The sequence below is a fragment of the Mycobacterium attenuatum genome (genome assembly GCF_900566085.1).
GTDB lineage: Bacteria > Actinomycetota > Actinomycetes > Mycobacteriales > Mycobacteriaceae > Mycobacterium > Mycobacterium attenuatum.
On the sequence record NZ_UPHT01000114.1, the window covers coordinates 37,152 to 55,723 of the forward strand.

Consider the following 18,572-nt stretch of genomic DNA (forward strand, 5'->3'; position numbering starts at 1 on the left):
CGTGACACCGCTGACCTACCGGCTTCCGAACGGCACCGTACCGGTCCTGCTGTCGTCGGACACTCCCGACTTGTTGCGCCACGAAGCCGCCGCCCTGCTTGCCTATGCGGCAGATCATCCCGACGTCGCGCCACAGGCGATCGCCGGAATGTTGTTTCGGACACGGACCGCACGCCGACACCGTGCCCTGGCCATGGTTGCCGATCGTGGCGATCTTGTCGAGGCCCTACAGGCGGTCGCCAGTGACCACGAACATCCTTTGTTGCTACGGACAAACACACCCGCGGCCATCCGCCGCCGTGCCTACGTTTTCCCCGGGCAGGGAAGCCAACGACCTGGGATGGGGCGGCTGCTCTATGAATCGATGCCGGCATTCCGCGCCGAGGCGGATCGCTGCGCTGCGGCCTTCGCGACACAGTTCGGTGGCTCCCCATTGGATTACCTTCTTGACGAAGGCTTTTCGGCCGGTGACCGCGCCGGTGTCGTCCAGCCGGCCTTGTTCACCCACATGGCCGGGCTCGCCGCCTTGTGGCGATCATTCGGCATTGTGCCGAACCTCACCATCGGCCACAGCCAAGGCGAAATCGCCGCGGCGTACGTATCCGGCGCGATGACGTTGGAAGATGCCGTCCGGGTCGTCGGGATCCGCGCCCAAGCCACCGACGAGTTCGCTTCCGGTGACTATGCGATGGCAGTCGTCGCCGCCGACCGCGACACCTGTGAGGAGATACTGGCTCGTAGCCCAGGATGGGCACAGCTGTCAGTGGTCAATTCTCCAACCATGGTAGGCATTTCGGGTGATCGGGAAATCGTGCAGGGCATCGTCGACACGTTCGCCCAGCGCGGCACCTTTGCGCGGATCATTCGCGTGCACTACCCGGCGCACACCAGCTTGATCAACGAGCTTGGCGCCAAGGTGCGCGTCGCCATGCAACGCCAATTGCAGAATCTGAAGTTCCTCGATACGGAGATCGACTGCCTCGGCGCCACCCTCGGTGGTCCCATGACACCGGACCTGCCGATCGACCAATATTGGTTCTGGAACCTGCGCAATATCGTTCGATTCGACAAGGCAATCGCGGCCGCGGCGCAGCGTGACGTCGACACGTTCGTCGAGTTGTCCGAACACCCGACGCTCCAATTGGCGATTCACGAGAATCTCGCCGCACAGTCGGATGACCACCCGAGGATGGTGGTCGGCACATCAGAACGAGCGGCAGCAGGTCTCGACCAATTCACCCGCAACCTAGTGCAGCTGGCTCTGGATGACCTGGACTACTCGTGGGATTGTCTGGGCAGCTCGTCGGGCGGACCAATCTCCCTGCCGTTGTTGGATTTTCCTAATACTTGCATGCACCAGACCCGGCTGTGGCTGCCATATGAGGACGTCCAGGCGCGCCATGCCCGCCAAACCCCTGCTACCGCATCGCAGGCCGTGACCCAAGGACAAGGCCCGGTTCCCGAGACCACGCCGGCGCGACGTCTCGCCGAGGACTGGGTACGGTTGTCGCAGCGCTCGCTGCTACCACCGCGTGCCATTGGAATCGCTGATCACAGTGGATTCTGCACGGACCTGGTCTCAGCGGTCTGCGGGGCGGCCGGAGAACTCGGCGCCGCCATATGCCTGATCGACGGCGAAAATGCGGTTGCCCAAGGCCATCTCGACACCCTGGTGATCCTTATGCCGCAATCGCCGGCGCTGGGCGACCGGGCGGCCGCAGCCGAGGTCGCGACGTTCTTCGGTAATCGCACCTGGTGGCCGGAACTCGACGACGGGGTTAGCGAATGCTGGCTGGTGACGGTCGCCGGTGAGGCGGTCATCGCCGATGATGCACCGCCCGATCCCGTGCACGCGGCGGCAAGCGCAGGATTTCGCTGCATCGGCGCCGAACATCTGGACGTGCGGTTTCGGCATCTCGATCTGCAGGCCGGACTCACGACAGCAGAGTCGGCGGACGCCATCCTCGCGGCGATCCACACCCACCAAGAACCGGAGCTCGCATTCCGCAACGGCGGCCTCTACGCCAAGCGGCTCATCGAAAATGAGACCCCCGACGCCGACTCCGGTATCGCGCCTCCCGAACATGCGCTCATCATCGGTGGGACGGGAAACCTCGGGCTCGAATTCTGCGACCACTTCGCCCGCAGCGGCGCGCGACGAATCACCCTGGTGAGCAGATCCGGGGAGACCGCTGCGGTCGCAGCTCGATTGCAACGGATTCGTTCGGCCACCCCGGCCCAAATCCGGGTCACCAGCTGCGACGTGGGCGATCCAGCGGCAGTGTCAGAATTGGCCTCCGCAAATCGGGAAGCGCCCGCGGACCTGATCATCCATGCCGCCGTCGACGCCTATGCGGTCATCGAGTATTCGGAGATCACCGCCGAAAAGGCCAATCAGGCGTTGCGCGCCAAGGTTGTCGGCATTTCCCGAGTGCTGCAAGACTTTCCCCGGACCGACAACTGTCGGGTGCTGCTGTGCTCTTCGGCGGCGGCGACGATCGGTGGTCGCGGCCAGGTCCTGTATGCGGCGGCCAACCGAATGCTCGACGCCATGGCGCACCGGTTGCGCGCCGAGGGTCTGGACTGCGTTTCTGTGCAGTGGGGCCAATGGGTACATCATGACCTCGATCCCGCCGGTATGGCCCGGTTGTCGCGCATCGGCGTCCTTCCCATGTCGTCCGGCGATGCAATCGCAATGGGACTGGCGTCGTTTCGGCGCAACGGAGTCGTCGCGGCATTCGACTTCGATCGCGCACGGCCGGTGCTGGAAATGTTGGGATATGGTCCGTTGGTCTCGCAGCTGAGCCCACCGCTCATGGACACGGGGGCTTCCACTGAGCGGCCCGAACGGCCACGGCAGTTGATACACCTTGTGGCCGAGGTCACTGGCGTCGACCGTGCCGAGTCAATTGACGTCACCGTCCCCATGGTCGCCATCGGACTGGATTCTTTGCAGGCGCTGGAGTTACGGCGACGTGTCAAGACTGAGCTAGATCACGACCTGGAGGTCTCGGATCTTCTCGGTGGGGCCTCCGTTGCCGACATTTTGGCGCAGCTTGGCGCACAGTGAACATGGCCGCCGGGCCAAATCTCGGCTGAACCTGTTGTGGAGCCATTACCCGCGCAAATTCTTCGCGCGCACGTCAGTCCGGTTCTGGTCAACGTACGGACGGCGATTCGCGCGAGTGTCACAGACTGTGGTCTTCCTCGTCGTTACCCACGACGTAGAACGTGCCGATGTCATCATCGAACGGACTGATATTCACCGCTTCTGTCCATCGGTCGGTCCGCGACACCCATCTCGGCGCCCAGCACCCGGTCGGAAAGCAGCCCCAAGCAGCTCAAGTTGGGAAATCCCGGGCCCTCATTTACACCGGATAGATTGGGCAAGAACAGTTTCGGGGCGACTCCGACGACAGCCAAGTCATACCCGATGGCCTCCTCCAGCCGCTCGCATGTCACCGGCTCGCCAACTTCGAGCTCGAGCAGATCGACAGCGGCCTGGCTCAACAGCGGCATAAACCACAGTGGATCTGCACCGGATCCGTCGATGACGAGATCGAAGCGATGAAGGGTCTCGCGGCGTTCACCGCAGTTGTCGGTGCACAGCGTGATCCAAATTCGGCCGTCGTCTTCGACCACCCCACTGACGCGCCCGCGCAAATGCTGGATCCGCTCGTCGGCCAGGAGCGCCTCCTGAACCCGCGCAGAAAAGACTCCGCGGTCAGTGCGGGCAATACAGTCCCGCCGTTCGGTTCGGCTGAGGCTGTTCCACCCGGTGGGGTCGGAAAACAGCGAGTTCTCGAAGAAGCCCTCCCCCCGGGTGAAAAGGGTTGCTTGGGGGGAAATCGCCGTGATCGCCGACACCCGGTGATGGAACAGCTCGTTGAGAACCGACGCCGCGGTCTCTCCGCCGCCGATGACCGCGACATTTTCCGCAACTATGCGCTCGTGTCGTCCGGCTCGCTCCCAGAACTGCGCGATCGACAACAATCCCGGAGCACCCGAGAGCATGGTCCGTTCCGGCTGACCTGGACCGGTAACCATCAGCGTCTGGGCCGACAAGCTCGACTCACGGGTGTGCAGCACCCAATGCGATTCGTTGGCCGAAATCTGAATTACTTCACCGCCAACAACTTTCATTGCCGCGCGGTCGGCGACCCAACGCAGATACTCTGCCCAAGTATCATGTGTCGGAGCCGGCCTGCCCCGGTCGATCCAGCCCACAAGTTGGTCGGTAGCAACCAGATACGACTGCCAGCTAAACCGCATCATTCGTTCGTCGAGTTCGGCATTGCGCCCTGGAACCAGCGCCGACCGATACGGAAAGCCGACGTCCTTTTCTGGGCTGGTGCCCAGCCGCTGCCGGCCGTCTGTCCATCCGCCCCCGGCGCGCCAATTGGCCGCCACGCCGGCGCGTTCGACGGCGACGACGTCGCCCACCTCAATGCCCATGTCGCGCAGCGCCGCGGCCTTCGCAGCCACGGCCACCGCCTTCGCGCCCGCCCCGACTACCGCGAGCGTCCTGTTCATCGTGGACCCGCTGACCGCGCTGAACGGCCGGGACGGTCGTGGCATTGCGAGTCCGCCTGCACACCGCCCAGTGATGCGCGGCCCACCACACCACCTCCGCTGCTTAGCTCAGGCTGCCCTAACTTCGCGTTAGGCTACCCTACGTCCAAAGGGCAGGACACGTTCGACCCAGGGGGCATTGCGTGCCAGTTACTTCTGTCCAGCCGCCGCAACCGGCGTCGCTGCCGGGCTTCGTCCCCTTTCGTCCAGAACGTGCAGCGGGATACCGCGAATGCGGGTACTGGAGCGGTCACACAGTTGATGGGCTGTTACGGCGGGCCGCGTCGACATGGCCGGACCGCGTTGCGGTGGTCGATGACGCCGGCAGCCATACCTACTCCGCACTCGACGCACTCGCGGACCGAACCGCCGCGGGCATAGCCGGTCTCGGTATTGCGCCCGGCGACCGGGTGTTGCTGCAGTTGCCGAATACGCGCCAGTTCGCCGTCGCGCTTTTCGGATTGCTGCGCGCCGGGGCCATTGCGGTGATGTGCCTGCCCGGGCACCGGTTCGCCGAACTCAACCACTTCGCCGAGACCAGTGGCGCGGTCGGTCTCGTCGTCGCCGAGACAGCGGGCGACTTCCACTACCGGCCGATGGCCGAGCAGCTGGTGGCCGCGCACCCACAGCTGCGCCACGTCATCATCGATGGGAGTGGCGGTCCTTTCCTGTCGTGGTCGGCATTGCCCGGCGGCCAGCCACCCGAATTCGCGGTCGACACCACCGCACCGGCCTTGCTGCTGGTGTCGGGGGGCACCACGGGCACCCCGAAGCTCATCCCACGCACCCATGACGATTACGTCTACAACGCCACCGCCAGTGCCGAGCTGTGCGGACTGACCTGCGATGACGTCTATCTGGTGGCGCTGCCCGCCGCCCACAATTTCGCGTTGGCATGCCCCGGCATTCTCGGGACACTGAGCGCGGGCGGCACCGTCGTGTTCGGCACCGACCCCAGCCCGGAAGCCGCGTTCGCCACGATCGAGCGTCACGGCGTTACCGTGACGGCCTTGGTGCCGGCCCTGGCCAAATTGTGGGCACAAGCCTGCCATTGGGAGCCGGTGACTCCAAAGACGCTGCGGCTCCTGCAAGTTGGCGGGTCCAAGCTGGAGCCTGAGGATGCCCGCGCGGTTCGGACGGCGTTGACCCCGGGCCTGCAGCAGGTGTTCGGGATGGCGGAGGGGTTGTTGAACTTCACCCGGCTCGAGGACCCCCCCGAAGTGGTGGAACACACTCAGGGACGACCACTGTGCGCCGCCGACGAACTGCGCATCGTCGACGCCGATGGCCATCCCGTGGCACCCGGCGCTGCAGGCGAACTACTGGCCCGCGGGCCGTACACGATCAACGGCTACTTTCGCGCCGAACATGACAACCAGCTCTGCTTTGATCCAGACGGCTTCTATCGCAGCGGGGACCTGGTCCGCCTTCGCCAGGACGGCTACCTGGTGGTCACCGGGCGGGTCAAAGACGTCATCTGCCGTGCCGGCGAAACCATTTCCGCCCGCGACCTCGAAGAGCATCTGCTCAGCCACCCGGGGATCTGGTCCGCTGCGGCAATTCCGCTGCCGGATCCGGTTTTGGGCGAAACTATCTGTGCTGCAGTTGTTTTCGTCGGCCAGCCAGTCACCCTTGCCGAACTGAACGGCTACCTCGACGAGCGCGGCGTGGCCACCCACGCCCGGCCCGATCTGTTATTGCCGCTGACATCACTGCCCACCACGCCGGTCGGCAAGATCGACAAGAACGCCATCGCGCGCCAGGCTCTCGCGCGGCGATAGCTCCGCGGTTCCCGACGAGGCGGGCGTCGCACACTCAAAGCTGCCATTGACTAATGTCACCATTTGGTATTGACTGCGATTCATGACGGACGTAGTTCCGGCTCGCGGGTCATTGCGGTCCCGCACTGCGGTAGCAGTAAGCACGGTGATCATGCCGACGATCACCGGCGCGATACCGCCGGAGCGCGCCTGGGGGATGTGGCTGACGCGTCAGCTCATCGCCCGGCTCATGGGAACGTTCGGGCCCTCGTTGGCCGGTACCCGGGTCGAATACGTCGATTCCGTGTTGCCAGACGGTCGCCGGGTCCGCGGCGAATGGGTTTTCGGGCCCCACACGCCGACGACGCGTTGGTCGACCGGTGCCATCTACTACGTGCACGGCAGCGGCTACACGATGTGCTCACCCCGGACACACCGGCGGCTGACGGCGTGGCTGTCGTCGCTGACGGGACTGCCGGTGTTCTGCGTCGACTACCGCCTGGCGCCGCGCTACCGGTTCCCCACCGCCGCCGACGACGTGCGTGCCGGCTGGGACTGGCTACCGGGAGCATCCGGATTGCCGCCGGAACGCGTTGTGATGGTTGCCGATTCAGCCGGAGGACATCTGTCGGTCGACATGTTGCTGCAGCCCGACGTCGCCGCTAGACCGCCGGCGTCGCTGGTGCTGTTCTCACCGCTGATCGACCTCACGTTCGCGCTGTCGGCCGAGCGTGAGCAGCTACGGCCCGATCCAGCCGTCCGGGCCGCTGCCGCAGCGCGGGTGGTCGGCCTTTATCACGCGGGCGTCGACCCCAGCCATCACCGCATCAGACTCGACGTTGCCGGCGGACCGGTGCTGCCGAACACGCTGATCCAGGCCGGGCAGGCCGAGATACTGGAGGCCGACGCGCGTCGACTCGCCGCTGACATTCGCGCCGCCGGCGGCAGTTGTGAGTTGCAGGTGTGGCCCGATCAGATGCACGTTTTCCAGGCGCTGCCGCGGATGGCTCCCGAAGCAGCCAAGGCCATGGCATACGCCTCGCAATTCATTGCAAACTCGTTGCTGGACAACGCTGATGCCCAGGCCGTCTGAGATGCTGGGAACGCTGGACCAGCTGCTGGGTAGGTCGAAAGCCGCCACCCGCGGCGCCTCGGCCGTCGTCACCGGTGCCGGCAGCGGAATCGGGGCGGCATTCGCTTTCGAGCTCGGCCGCCGTGGCGGCGCGGTGGTCTGCAGTGACATCGACGAGGCCGCCGCCCAGCGAACCGTTGACACGCTGATCGAACGGGGCACGCGAGCCATCGCGGTCCGCTGCGACGTGTCTCGGGTCGAGGACGTCTATTCCTTGGCCGAGCAGTCGCAATCCTGGTTCGGCGCGGCGCCCACGCTGGTGATCAACAATGCCGGCGTCGGTGCCGGCGGCGCCCCCGTCGGCGAGGTGCCCCTTGATGATTGGCAATGGGTGCTGGGGATCAACCTGTGGGGACCCATCCACGGCTGCCATGTGTTCACTCCCGTCCTGCGCGATGCCGAGCCGTCGCGAACCCCACGCGGCATCATCAACGTCGCCTCCGCCGCCGCGTTCGCCGCGGCCGCCGGCATGGCACCTTACAACGTCAGCAAGGCCGGCGTACTTTCGCTGTCGGAGACGCTGGCAGCCGAATTATCTGGGACTGCAGTCAAAGTCACGGTCTTGTGTCCGACTTTCGTCAAAACCAACATCGTCGAATCCGGCCGCATCAGCGAGGAATCCAGTGAGCTTGCCGCCAAACTGATGCGCTGGACCGGGTTTTCGGCTGCCAAGGTCGCACGCGTTTGCCTGGATGCCCATGACCGGGGTGATCTGTACTGCATGCCCCAACTCGATGCCAAGCTCGGCTGGAACGTCAAACGCCTGGCACCGGGCGCCTATACCCGTGCGGTCGGTCTGATCTCGCGAAAAACCATGGCCTGAATACCCGTTGTCCGGACGGAAGGGAGCCTCCGGTGGCCATTGACATGGAAACCATGCTCGCCAAAATCAAGGACCGCCAGTGGGCGCTTGCCGACATCGATTGGGACGCACCCGGCGCCGATAACATCAGTGCCGAATTTCGGCCCAAACTCAAGGCGTTCATGGCCGATTTGTGCTGGATAGAAAACATCGGCGCCCGTGGATTTGCAGCGCTGGCCAAGAAGGCGCCCAACCCCACCATTGCCGAGATCTACCGGTATTTTCACGCCGAAGAGCAGCGCCACGCCAACGCGGAGCTGGCCTTGATGAAGCGCTGGGAAATGCTCGATGACGGCGAATTGCCCAAGCCCAACGTCAACATCCGGTTGGCCATCGAATGGCTCGACACCTACGCCGACGGCATGCCGCTGTCAGTGCTGGGTACCGTTATCCCGATGCTCGAGGTAGCGCTTGACGGCGCCCTGCTGAAATTCCTGCTGGACAGCGTCGAGGACCCAGTGTGCCACCAGGTCTTCGAGAAGATCAACAATGACGAGTCACGGCACATAGCGGTCGATTTCGAGGTGCTCGACATGATCGGTCACGCGACAGCGCGCCGACTGGCTATCGAGTTCGCCGGCAACGTCGCCTCGCCGGGCCTGATCATCGGCGCGCTCATGTACATACCCCTGCTCAATCGCATACGCAACGAGATGGCGGGCATGGGCATGGAACCGGAGCGGTTGTACAACGCGGTCCAGCGCTTCAAGCAGCTGGGAGAGCGGAGCGCGAAAACGCCCCGGGTTCCGACGTACAAGGTGCTCAAGCGGCACGCCGCGATGGTGGTCAACCCACATCATCCCTATCATCTGCTCGCCAATTCCATGGTCTGGCTGTCGGATCGCTACCCCAGGCCGCTCCTGAAGCCGATCCCCAGCTGGTTCAAAGAACTCACCCACAACCCGGCCGCGTGATCATGGCTTCCGACCACACCTATGCGACGCTCATTGTCGGAGCCGGCTTTGCCGGTCTTGGAGCCGCGATCCGGCTGGCCCAAGCGGGCGTCGACGACGTCGTCATCGTCGAGCGCAGCGATCGCGTCGGCGGAACCTGGCGCGACACCACGTATCCGGGCGCCAGCTGCGACATCCCCTCACTGCTGTACTCGTTCTCGTTCGCCAAGAACCCGACGTGGTCGCGCAGCTACTCTCCCGCGCCGGAGATCTATCGGCATATCGAGGACATGACTGACCGGTTCGATATCCGCAGACGTATCCGCTTCGGCCAGGAAGTCACCGCACTGACATTCGACGAGGACGCCGGCGTCTGGACGGCAATCACCAAGAGCGGCCACCGGTTTGGTGCCCGTACCGTCATATTGGCTTCCGGCCCGCTGTCCGACGTCAGCTTTCCCGACATCCGGGGTCTGGACAGCTACCAAGGGCACACGATCCACAGCGCCCGCTGGGATCAGCACTACGACGTTGCCGGCAAGCGAGTGGCCGTCATCGGCACCGGCGCCAGCGCCGTCCAGATCATTCCCGAACTGGTGAAAAAAGCCGCCTTCGTCAAGGTATTCCAGCGAACCCCGTGCTGGGTTTTACCGCGGTTGGATGTCGCCACACCACCGACCATGCAGGCGTTGTTCACTAAAGTCCCCGTTGCCCAACAGCTTGCACGACAGGCGCTGTTCTGGGCCCACGAAGCCAGCGCCACGGCCCTGGTGTGGAACACCCCGCTGACCTCGCTGGTGGCATCGCTGGGTCACGCTCACCTGCGCGCCCGAGTCAAAGACCCATGGTTGCGCCGCCAGCTCACCCCGGATTTCCGCCCCGGCTGCAAGCGCATGCTGATCTCCAGCGACTATTACCCCGCGCTGCAACGTGACAACTGCAAACTGATCGACTGGCCCATCGCCACACTGAGCCCCGTGGGCATCCGAACCAGTGACGGTATCGAGCACCATCTGGAGTGCATCGTGTTCGCCACCGGCTACGACGTCCACCTGACCGGACCGCCGTTTCCCGTTAGCGGGGTGGGCGGCCGCTCTCTGGCCGACGAATGGTCCTGCGGTGCACAGGCTTACAAGAGCATCAACGTCCACGGCTACCCCAACCTGTTCTTCATGACCGGACCCAACTCCGGGCCGGGGCACAATTCGTTGCTGGTTTTCATCGAAGGTCAACTCGACTATGCGGTACACGGCATCACCACGATTCTCGATAACGACCTGCGCTGTCTTGATGTGCGCGAGGACGTCCAGCGCCGGCACAACGAACGCCTTCAGCGCCGCCTTGCCAAGACCACGTGGATGTCTGGTTGCCGTAGTTGGTATCTCACCAAAGACGGTTTCAACGGCTCCATGTACCCTGGTTTTGCCACCCAATATTTAAGCCAGATGCGCGATTTCCGGTATGAGGACTATCACGCGATGGCAGCAGCTGCGCGCACACCGGCCGGCTCGTCAGCTTGAGGCACAGTATTTGACATGGCAACCGACCGACCGTCGAGACCAGAGCCCGGCACCATCTCCAGCGTGCTGCACAACCTGCGGCGTGCGCCCGATCGGGTCCGGCGCCACTCCCGTGAGTTCATTGAGGCCGCGGTGGCACAGCTGTTCGACGCCGCCGTCCGGCAGCCCAGCGGTGGCACCGCATCGGGTGAGTACCGGATAGACGACCTGGCGCGCCTGGCCGGCACTACCACCCGCAACATCCGGGTTTACCGCGACCGCGGCCTGCTGCCTCCGCCAGTGCGCCTCGGGCGTATCGCGCTGTTCAACGACACTCATCTGACCCGGCTGCGGCTGATCACTTCGATGCTCGAGCGCGGGTACACCATCGCCCACGTTCGGGAGATGCTCAGCGCATGGGAGGAGGGCCGAAACCTCGGTGACGTGCTCGGTCTGGAGACCGCCATCGTCGGCACCTGGACCACCGAGAAACCACAGTCGATGCCGCTGGCCGAAGCCCGGCGCCTGGTCGGCGACGTCGGCGCGTTCGAGCGGTTGGTCGCACTGCAGGTGATCCGGGTCGCCGATACCCAGGCCACCGTCACCCGGCCCAAGCTCATCGAGGCGTTCAACGAGATGCGCGGCTACGGCGTCAGCATGGACAAGCTGATCGACCTGCACGAGCAGATCGTGCCCAAGGTGGACGAGATCAGCGGGTTGCTGGTACGCGCCGGTGCCGAACACGTCGTGGACCGCATCAAGCCGGGCGAGGCGCTGCCCGGGGACGCCGAGTTCGCGGAGCTGATCACCATGCTGGTCCGCTTCCGCGCCCAAGCCGTCGTGACCGTCACCGCCACATTGGCGTCCTCGATCGAATCGACCATCGAATCGCTGGTCAGCCGCGTTCTATCGGACTACCTCGACCGGTCATCGGACATCGCGGCGGCGCCGGGGCGGCAGCAAAAGCGGTGAGCAGCCAGCGTGCGCTCACCGCCTGCTCAGCGTCAGCGTCCCTTCGGTCTTGAGCACGCGATCGGCGGTGATCTTCTCGGCCCTGCGAGCCTCACGCTCGAGATAGCGCTGCTTGGAGTCCTCGAACTTCTCGCAAGCCTCCTCGAGTTCCTTGATCAGCACGGCGAGGTCGTCGCGCATCCACGCCCCCTCGCCGGTGAAGTCCTCGCGTTCGAAGATCCGCCACTTGCGCAGCACCGGCATGACCACCTCGTCGAGGTGGATGCGCGGGTCATAGACGCCGCCGACGGCGATGATCACGGCCTTGCGGCGGAACTCGGGCACAGTGAAGCCGGGCATCTTGAAATTCCGCAGAATCCGGTGCACCGACTTGATCGCCTGGTTGGGCGCAATGTCGAGTCCGGCCGCGCTGACATCCCGGTAGAAGATCATGTGCAGGTTCTCGTCATGGGAGACCCGGGCCATCAACTGCTCGGCGATGGGGTCGTTGCTGGCCTTACCGGTGTTGCGATGGGAGACCCGGGTCGCCAATTCCTGGAACGAGACATACATCACCGAGTCGAACACGCTCTCAGCAAACATATCACCCTGGTGGTTCTGGCCCGGGCTGAAACCCCGAGTCATTTGCTCCATGCGCAGCTTCTCCAGCTCGACCGGGTCGACCGCCCGGGTCACCACCAGGTAGTCGCGCAGCGCGGTACTGTGCCGGTTTTCCTCGGCGGTCCATCGGTTGACCCACTGCCCCCACGGGCCATCCATGCTGAAGTTCATCGCGATCTCGCGGTGATACGACGGTAAATTGTCCTCCGTCAACAGATTCTGCACCATTGCCACTTGGGCAACATCGGTGAGCTGGCTCTGTTCGGGCTCCCAATCCTGACCGTCGAGGGCGTAGAAATTCTTTCCATCCGACCACGGAACGTAGTCGTGCGGGTTCCACTCCTTGAACATCGACAGATGGCGGTTGAGCAGCTGCTCCACCTCAGGCTCCAGCTCATGGAGTAGCTGTAGGTTGGTCATTTCCTTCGGCATGAGGAGTCTCCCAGCTATGTGTGCCGTTCAGTAACAGAGAATATATCTGTGAATCTCGGTTACACGCAAGTCAGACACGCGGAAGCGGCGTGATCAATCCAAGGTTGCCGTCGTAGCGGGGGTAAAGCAGGTTGCCGCGACCGGTTGCCGATTCGGTGAAAAAGAGCAAGTTAGGACGGTGCTGGTGGGCGCGGCGCACTGCCGCCTCTTCGGTGAGACATATCGTCTGCCGGGAGTTCACGATCAGGGGCACCGTCAGCCCCGAGTAGCTCGACGACGATGCCCATCCCGGCGGATAGACATGCCGCTGCCGAGCCAGTCGCAGTCCCGACGGGCCGGCCCGGTAGACCACCGCGTCCTCGCCCGTCTCCACGTCGGTGAATAAGTGTGCGTCGTAGTCCATGGCATCCATCACCGCCACCGCCTCCAACGGCGTGCTGCACTGCACGACGACCGATTTGCGCCGCACCACGACCGCATCGCCGGCGATGGTCATCAGCCGGCGGGTTGGATCGGGCCAGGGACGAGGACGCCACTGCTCGTACATCCGCACGATGTGGCGATCCAGCCGGAGCAACGCCGGTGTCAGGTCGTCTAGTCCACTGGTGACCGCGTGCACCCGCGCCGGAAATTCACCCACGCGCAAGTTCACCTGTACGACCATCGGCCCGCGGCCACACGGTCCCGTTTTCAGCCGAACCCGAGCACCCCCGGCGATCTCGTGATGGGCCAGCACACGCCCCACCGCGCGCGCCACATACTCCCCTTGCGAAGCCGACACCCGCGCCCCGGAAAGCACCGTCACATCGGGGAATTCCCGCACCGACCACGGCTTGAGCGCGTACACGCCGCAGCGACCCCGCTTTCTTGTCTCCCGCGAGCGGCTGATCGAACCGCTCGCCTGAGTCGAAGCGTCCCCGGCTACCCCGCGGTTCGCTAGGGCCGAAAGTCCCTGTGACAATGTGTCATTGATCACCGCGCACGCGGCCTCGCCCGAATGATCGGACGGCGTCGAGCCGCCCGCTATCAGCTGTGGGCGCCCGGCCGCGTCCGGCCAGAGCTAGTGACGCTCAATCAGGTACGGCGCCAAGGCAGAAAGCTTCTCGCAGGTCTCCTCGAATTCCCGCTCGGGTTGCGAGGCCTCGATGATCCCGGCGCCGGCTTGCAGCCACGTGCGTCCGTCCCGTTCATAGGCGGCCCGCAACGTCAGCGCGGCATCGAGGCCGCCGTCCGCGGAGAACATGACGACCGAACCCGAATACAATCCTCGCGGAACATCGTCGAGCCGCAAGATGGCTTCGACCCCGCCGGCCTTGGGAATGCCCGACGCAGTCACGGCGGGAAAAAGTGCTTCCAGAGCGTCCATCCGATCGCTCGACGGGTCTAGGCGCCCACTGATCGTTGAGCCGAGGTGCTGCACACTCCCGCGCTCGCGCACCGTCATGAAATCGGTGACCGCCGCGGTTCCCGGTTTCGCGATCTGGGAAATCTCCCAGAATGACGTGCGCACCGAAATAGCATGTTCAACAATCTCTTTGGCGTTTGACTCCAGGTCACGGCGGGCATGCAGGTCGTCCGCGGCGCCGCGGCCGCGCGCACGGGTCCCGGCCAGTGGCTCGGTGACCACGGTGCCGTCGGGCTGAACGGACACGACAAGTTCCGGACTGAAGCCGAGTGAGCGAATTCCGCCAAGCTGCAACAGGAATGATCGCGCCGGAGTATTGTGCCTACGACCCAGTCGATAGGTCGACGGGAAGTCAAGCTCGAAAGACACATCGACACAACGAGACAGGATCACCTTGCGGTACCTGCCAGCCAAGATCTCACGACGGGCCGTGGCCACCCTGTCGCGGTAGCCAGACGGGTCCGCGGACACGTCGACGGCACGGGATTGCGGCACCTCCCTTATCCCGTCGCGCAGTAGGCGGTGCACCGCCTCGCGATGTTGTGCCCCGGCTCCGACAAAGCAAATCTCGGTCCTGGTCATCACGATGCGGCTACCGGGCCAAAAAATGCGGGCCAGCGGTGTGCGCGGCGCCAGCCGCTGCGCCAGCCCATATCGGTAGACACCGAATTCGAAGGCGAGCCAGCCGAAGACCTGATCGGTCTCCAAGAGCAACCGGTCGATGGCTTCGCCCAGTACCGATCCCGGTCGGCCGGACCAGTTCTGCCGGCGGCTGGTGCCGTTGTGGATCACCCGCAGCTCATCGCTGTCCAACTCCACCATCGCCTGCACGCCAAACGCCAGGACCCATTGTCCGTCGTATTCGTAGAGCAGGTACTGCTCGCCCGGGGTCTGGCACAGGGTGGCGACCAGCTCGGCTGCAAGATCGGCCGGGTCGAGGTCGGCCGGCATCGGAATCGACACTTCAGCGGTACTGGCGGTACTGATCGCGATGCTCCCCTCCACGCAACTAGCAAACCACTAGTAATCCACTAGTAAACGTAGCCTAACCTACTGAACGTCTCCCGCCATTCCGCCACCCCGGCCCGACACCCGCCATCGAGATAGCATCCGAACAACTGCTCGCCCTGAGTCGATCCGCCCGGCGCGGGCATGCCGAATGGCAGCGTTAGGGCGCCGCGAGTACCCGCTCCCGCGCTGCAGTGCAGGATTCGCCAGGTAGCCGGCGGTGGGCCGGGTTCACCGGGGACTCAGGCACGCCATCGGAAACACAAAATGTTTACCAATCGTTTACCTGTGCGCCACATAACGACAGATTGCTGTGCGTGCGGCTCCCATAGCATCACTGCCTGACGGCTGTCACAGTCCGCCGGTGACCGTTGATGCCCACCGCAGCAAGCACGAGGGAGGACCTGCACATGTTCGTGATCCATCTCGCGGACGGCGAAGAAGTCCATGGTGAAAGCGAGGAGCTTTCGATCAACCAGGACACCGGTGTGCTAACGGTATGCAAAGTCGACGGCTTCGAGGAGACCACGACGCACTACTCGCCGATTGCGTGGCGGACGGTGACCCACCGCAAGCGAGACATCGGCGTGCGGCCCTCACTGGTTTCTTCCGCACGCTGACGGCGCGACTCGTATTTCACAGCAGATTGGCAGCCGATTCACATTGAACTCACGCCATTAGGCCGCTGACAGCGCCCTGCCAGCACAATTGGCACCGCAGACCGCCACCCGGCAGTTTCGGGGGCCGCCAGGTGCCTGAAAATAGCGCGTTTCCTGGGACTTTGTGCACGTTGTGAGTAGCGGTTCGGCCGTTGCCTCGCTAAATTCTCAGCGTTGTCTGGGGTGTTCCCGGTCGCTCCGCTGAAGGTGGTTGCTTCCTGGATCGCGGCACGAAGCATGGGAGGCGCCAATGCTGCATGAGTTCTGGGAGAATTTCACCCATAACCTTTTCAAACCGCTGCTGTTGTTTTTCTACTTCGGGTTCTTGATCCCGATCCTCAAGGTGCGGTTCGAGTTTCCTTATGTGATCTACCAGGGCCTCACCATGTACCTGCTGCTGGCCATCGGCTGGCACGGGGGCGAAGAGCTCGCCAAGATCAGCGCATCCAGCGTCGGCACCATCGTCGGATTCATGGTCGTGGGATTCGTGCTGAACTTCTTCATCGGGGGTATCGCTTATCTGCTGCTGAGCCGCCTGAGTTCCATGCGCAGAGTCGATCGCGCTACGGTGGCCGGCTACTACGGTTCGGATTCGGCAGGCACCTTCGCCACCTGCGTCGCAGTGCTTACCAGCGTCGGCATCGCCTTCAACGCCTACATGCCGGTCATGTTGGCCGTCATGGAGATTCCCGGCTGCCTGGTGGCGCTGTATCTCGTGGCACGACTGCGGCACCGCGGAATGGACGAGGCCGGTTACATGCCCGACGAGCCGGGCTACACCCCGCCGGCCAAGGTCTCGCTCGGCCCGGGAACGGCGGCGCGGCCGGCCCGGGGGGAAACCCTCGAGGCCAGCAACGAACGCGGGATCGAGCAGGAGCTGGAGCTCTCGCTGGAAAAGCAGGAGCACCCGGATTGGGAGGAAGCCGGGGAAGGCAGCCGCAAAGCCTCCCTGTTCTCGCGCGAGTTGCTGCAGGAAGTCTTCCTCAATCCTGGATTGTGTCTGCTGCTCGGCGGCATCGTCATCGGCCTCATCAGCGGACTGCAAGGTGAAAAGGTCGTCCACGACGACGACACGTTCTTCGTGACGGCCTTCCAGGGCGTGCTGGCCCTGTTCCTGCTGGAGATGGGCATGACCGCATCCCGCAAACTCAAGGACTTGAGGACGGCGGGTCGGGGGTTCATCTTCTTCGGCCTGGTGGCGCCGAACCTTTTTGCGACGTTGGGGATCCTGGTCGCCCACACCTATGCCTACCTGACCAATAGCGACTTCAAGCCCGGTACCTACGTGTTGTTCGCGGTGCTGTGCGGCGCGGCGTCCTATATCGCCGTCCCGGCAGTGCAGCGACTGGCGATTCCCGAGGCCAGCCCGACGCTGCCACTGGCCGCATCACTGGGTTTGACCTTCTCCTACAACGTCACGATCGGGATCCCGCTCTACATCGAGGTCGCCCGCCTAGTCGGGCAATGGTTCCATACCGCCGCGTGAATGCGGATCACCCCAGCAGCGTGCGCACCACGGCATCGGCCAGCAATCGCCCCCGGTCCGTGAGGACCAGCCGGTCACCCTCGGTTGCCAGCAACCCGTCGGCGAGCACCACTTCGGCGCGCTCGCGTTCGGCGGCATCGAGCCGGCTCATCGGTAATCCCTGACGCAACCGGATTTTCAGCAGTACCTCTTCGGTGTGACGCGCGTCCGCGCCGAGCTCCTCGAAGCCGGCCACCGGCAGCGTCTCACCCGCCAGCAACTCCGCGTATGTGTTGGGATGTTTGACGTTCCACCATCGGGTCGCGCCGACGTAGCCGTGCGCACCGGGACCGGCGCCCCACCACTGGCCGCCGCCCCAATACCCGAGGTTGTGCCGGCACTCGCCGCCCGGCCGGGCCCAGTTGGACACCTCGTACCACGACAGACCAGCCGCCCTCAGCGCCCCGTCTGCCAACTCGTAGCGGCGGGCGAGCACGTCGTCGTCCGGTGCTGTGAGCTCACCGCGCCGGACGCGCCGGGCCAGGGCCGTTCCCTCCTCGACGACCAGGGCATAGGCCGACACGTGGTCGACACCGGCGTGGATCGCAGCGTCCACCGAACGCAGCAGATCGTCGTCGGACTCTCCCGGGGTTCCATAGATCAGGTCGAGGTTGACGTGTTCGAAGCCCGCGTCCATTGCCTCGCGTGCGGCAGCCGCGGCCCGCCCGGGCGAGTGGACGCGGTCCAGGGTGGCCAGCACCCGCGGCGCTACCGATTGCATGCCAAGTGACACCCGCGTGTACCCGGCAGCCCGGATCGCATCGAAGAACTCCGGCCAGGTGGACTCGGGATTGGCTTCGGTCGTGATCTCGACGTCGGGCGCCAGCACAAAACACTCGCCGACCATGCGAAGCAACCTCGTCAGGCGCTCACCGCCCAGCAGCGACGGCGTACCGCCGCCGACGAAGACGGTGTTCAGGGTCGGTGCGCCGAGCCGTGCTGCCGCCAACTCGAATTCGGTGCGCAGCGCCAGCAGCCAGGCGTCAGGATTGACGCCGCCCAGCTCGGCCGGGGTGTAGGTGTTGAAGTCGCAATATCCGCAGCGGGTCACGCAGAAGGGGACATGCACGTACAGCCCGAACGGCTGTCCCGGGCTCGGCAGCATGCCGGGCAGTTCGACCGGTGACTCACGAACAGGCATGCCAAATCTTCGCATGGCACGCCGCGGCGGTCCGGCCAGCCGACACCGTCCATGCCGTTCTGGCCCAGCACCGACCCGCCTGTGCCACCGCGACCACCTGTGCCGGCGGCCG

At 64.4% G+C, this 18,572-nt stretch carries 14 protein-coding genes; 9 read left to right on the plus strand and 5 right to left on the minus strand.

Annotated features, from left to right (window positions below):
* The first annotated feature begins 10 nt into the window (after nt 1-10).
* Entirely contained in the window at nt 11-3,070 is a 3,060-nt protein-coding gene (gene nbtC, locus EET13_RS18710) for a nocobactin polyketide synthase NbtC (protein WP_280177727.1), read from the plus strand.
* A gap of 173 nt (nt 3,071-3,243) precedes the next feature.
* Here the strand turns inward: nbtC and mbtG are convergent, their stop codons facing one another.
* A complete protein-coding gene (gene mbtG, locus EET13_RS18720) occupies nt 3,244-4,533 on the minus strand; it encodes an NADPH-dependent L-lysine N(6)-monooxygenase MbtG (protein ID WP_122443690.1) in 1,290 nt (429 codons plus the stop codon).
* A gap of 221 nt (nt 4,534-4,754) precedes the next feature.
* Here mbtG and EET13_RS18725 point away from each other — a divergent pair, with 221 nt between their 5' ends.
* The 6 genes from EET13_RS18725 (at nt 4,755) to EET13_RS18750 (ending at nt 11,690) form a co-directional block, all read left to right on the plus strand.
* Complete coding sequence (locus tag EET13_RS18725) at nt 4,755-6,353, plus strand: (2,3-dihydroxybenzoyl)adenylate synthase (protein WP_122443704.1); 1,599 nt, start codon at nt 4,755-4,757, stop codon at nt 6,351-6,353.
* An 82-nt stretch (nt 6,354-6,435) separates the two neighbouring features.
* Nucleotides 6,436-7,425: an alpha/beta hydrolase gene (locus tag EET13_RS18730; protein ID WP_211186470.1), complete on the plus strand. Its 990-nt coding sequence runs from the start codon at nt 6,436-6,438 to the stop codon at nt 7,423-7,425.
* 1 nt (nt 7,426) lies between these two features.
* Nucleotides 7,427-8,287, plus strand: coding sequence for an SDR family NAD(P)-dependent oxidoreductase (locus tag EET13_RS18735; protein WP_122443692.1), 861 nt, complete (start codon nt 7,427-7,429; stop codon nt 8,285-8,287).
* 32 nt (nt 8,288-8,319) lie between these two features.
* A complete protein-coding gene (locus tag EET13_RS18740) occupies nt 8,320-9,240 on the plus strand; it encodes a ferritin-like domain-containing protein (RefSeq protein ID WP_122443693.1) in 921 nt (306 codons plus the stop codon).
* Nucleotides 9,237-10,739 (plus strand): flavin-containing monooxygenase, encoded by a 1,503-nt coding sequence (locus EET13_RS18745; protein WP_122443694.1) that lies wholly within the window; start codon nt 9,237-9,239, stop codon nt 10,737-10,739. The genes EET13_RS18740 and EET13_RS18745 overlap by 4 nt, the downstream gene beginning before the upstream one ends.
* Nucleotides 10,740-10,754: 15 nt before the next feature.
* Nucleotides 10,755-11,690, plus strand: a complete 936-nt coding sequence (locus EET13_RS18750) for a MerR family transcriptional regulator (protein WP_122443695.1) — start codon at nt 10,755-10,757, stop codon at nt 11,688-11,690.
* A gap of 15 nt (nt 11,691-11,705) precedes the next feature.
* Here EET13_RS18750 and EET13_RS18755 read toward each other — a convergent pair whose 3' ends face one another.
* From EET13_RS18755 to EET13_RS18765, 3 genes are all read right to left on the minus strand, one after another.
* A complete protein-coding gene (locus EET13_RS18755) occupies nt 11,706-12,722 on the minus strand; it encodes an acyl-ACP desaturase (protein WP_122443696.1) in 1,017 nt (338 codons plus the stop codon).
* Between the two features lie 70 nt (nt 12,723-12,792).
* Nucleotides 12,793-13,569 carry a sigma 54 modulation/S30EA ribosomal C-terminal domain-containing protein gene (locus EET13_RS18760; protein WP_244603992.1) on the minus strand — a complete coding sequence of 259 codons (777 nt, stop codon included), beginning with the start codon at nt 13,567-13,569 and terminating at the stop codon, nt 12,793-12,795.
* Nucleotides 13,570-13,782: 213 nt separating this feature from the next.
* Nucleotides 13,783-15,078, minus strand: coding sequence for a salicylate synthase (locus tag EET13_RS18765; RefSeq protein WP_244603995.1), 1,296 nt, complete (start codon nt 15,076-15,078; stop codon nt 13,783-13,785).
* A 467-nt stretch (nt 15,079-15,545) separates the two neighbouring features.
* Here EET13_RS18765 and EET13_RS18770 point away from each other — a divergent pair, with 467 nt between their 5' ends.
* Both EET13_RS18770 and EET13_RS18775 read left to right on the plus strand, forming a co-directional pair.
* A complete protein-coding gene (locus tag EET13_RS18770; protein WP_122443698.1) occupies nt 15,546-15,755 on the plus strand; it encodes a hypothetical protein in 210 nt (69 codons plus the stop codon).
* 289 nt (nt 15,756-16,044) lie between these two features.
* Nucleotides 16,045-17,280, plus strand: a complete 1,236-nt coding sequence (locus EET13_RS18775; protein ID WP_122443699.1) for a sodium-dependent bicarbonate transport family permease — start codon at nt 16,045-16,047, stop codon at nt 17,278-17,280.
* Nucleotides 17,281-17,287: 7 nt separating this feature from the next.
* Here EET13_RS18775 and hemW read toward each other — a convergent pair whose 3' ends face one another.
* Nucleotides 17,288-18,460 (minus strand): radical SAM family heme chaperone HemW, encoded by a 1,173-nt coding sequence (gene hemW, locus EET13_RS18780; RefSeq protein WP_122443700.1) that lies wholly within the window; start codon nt 18,458-18,460, stop codon nt 17,288-17,290.
* Nucleotides 18,461-18,572: the final 112 nt, after the last annotated feature.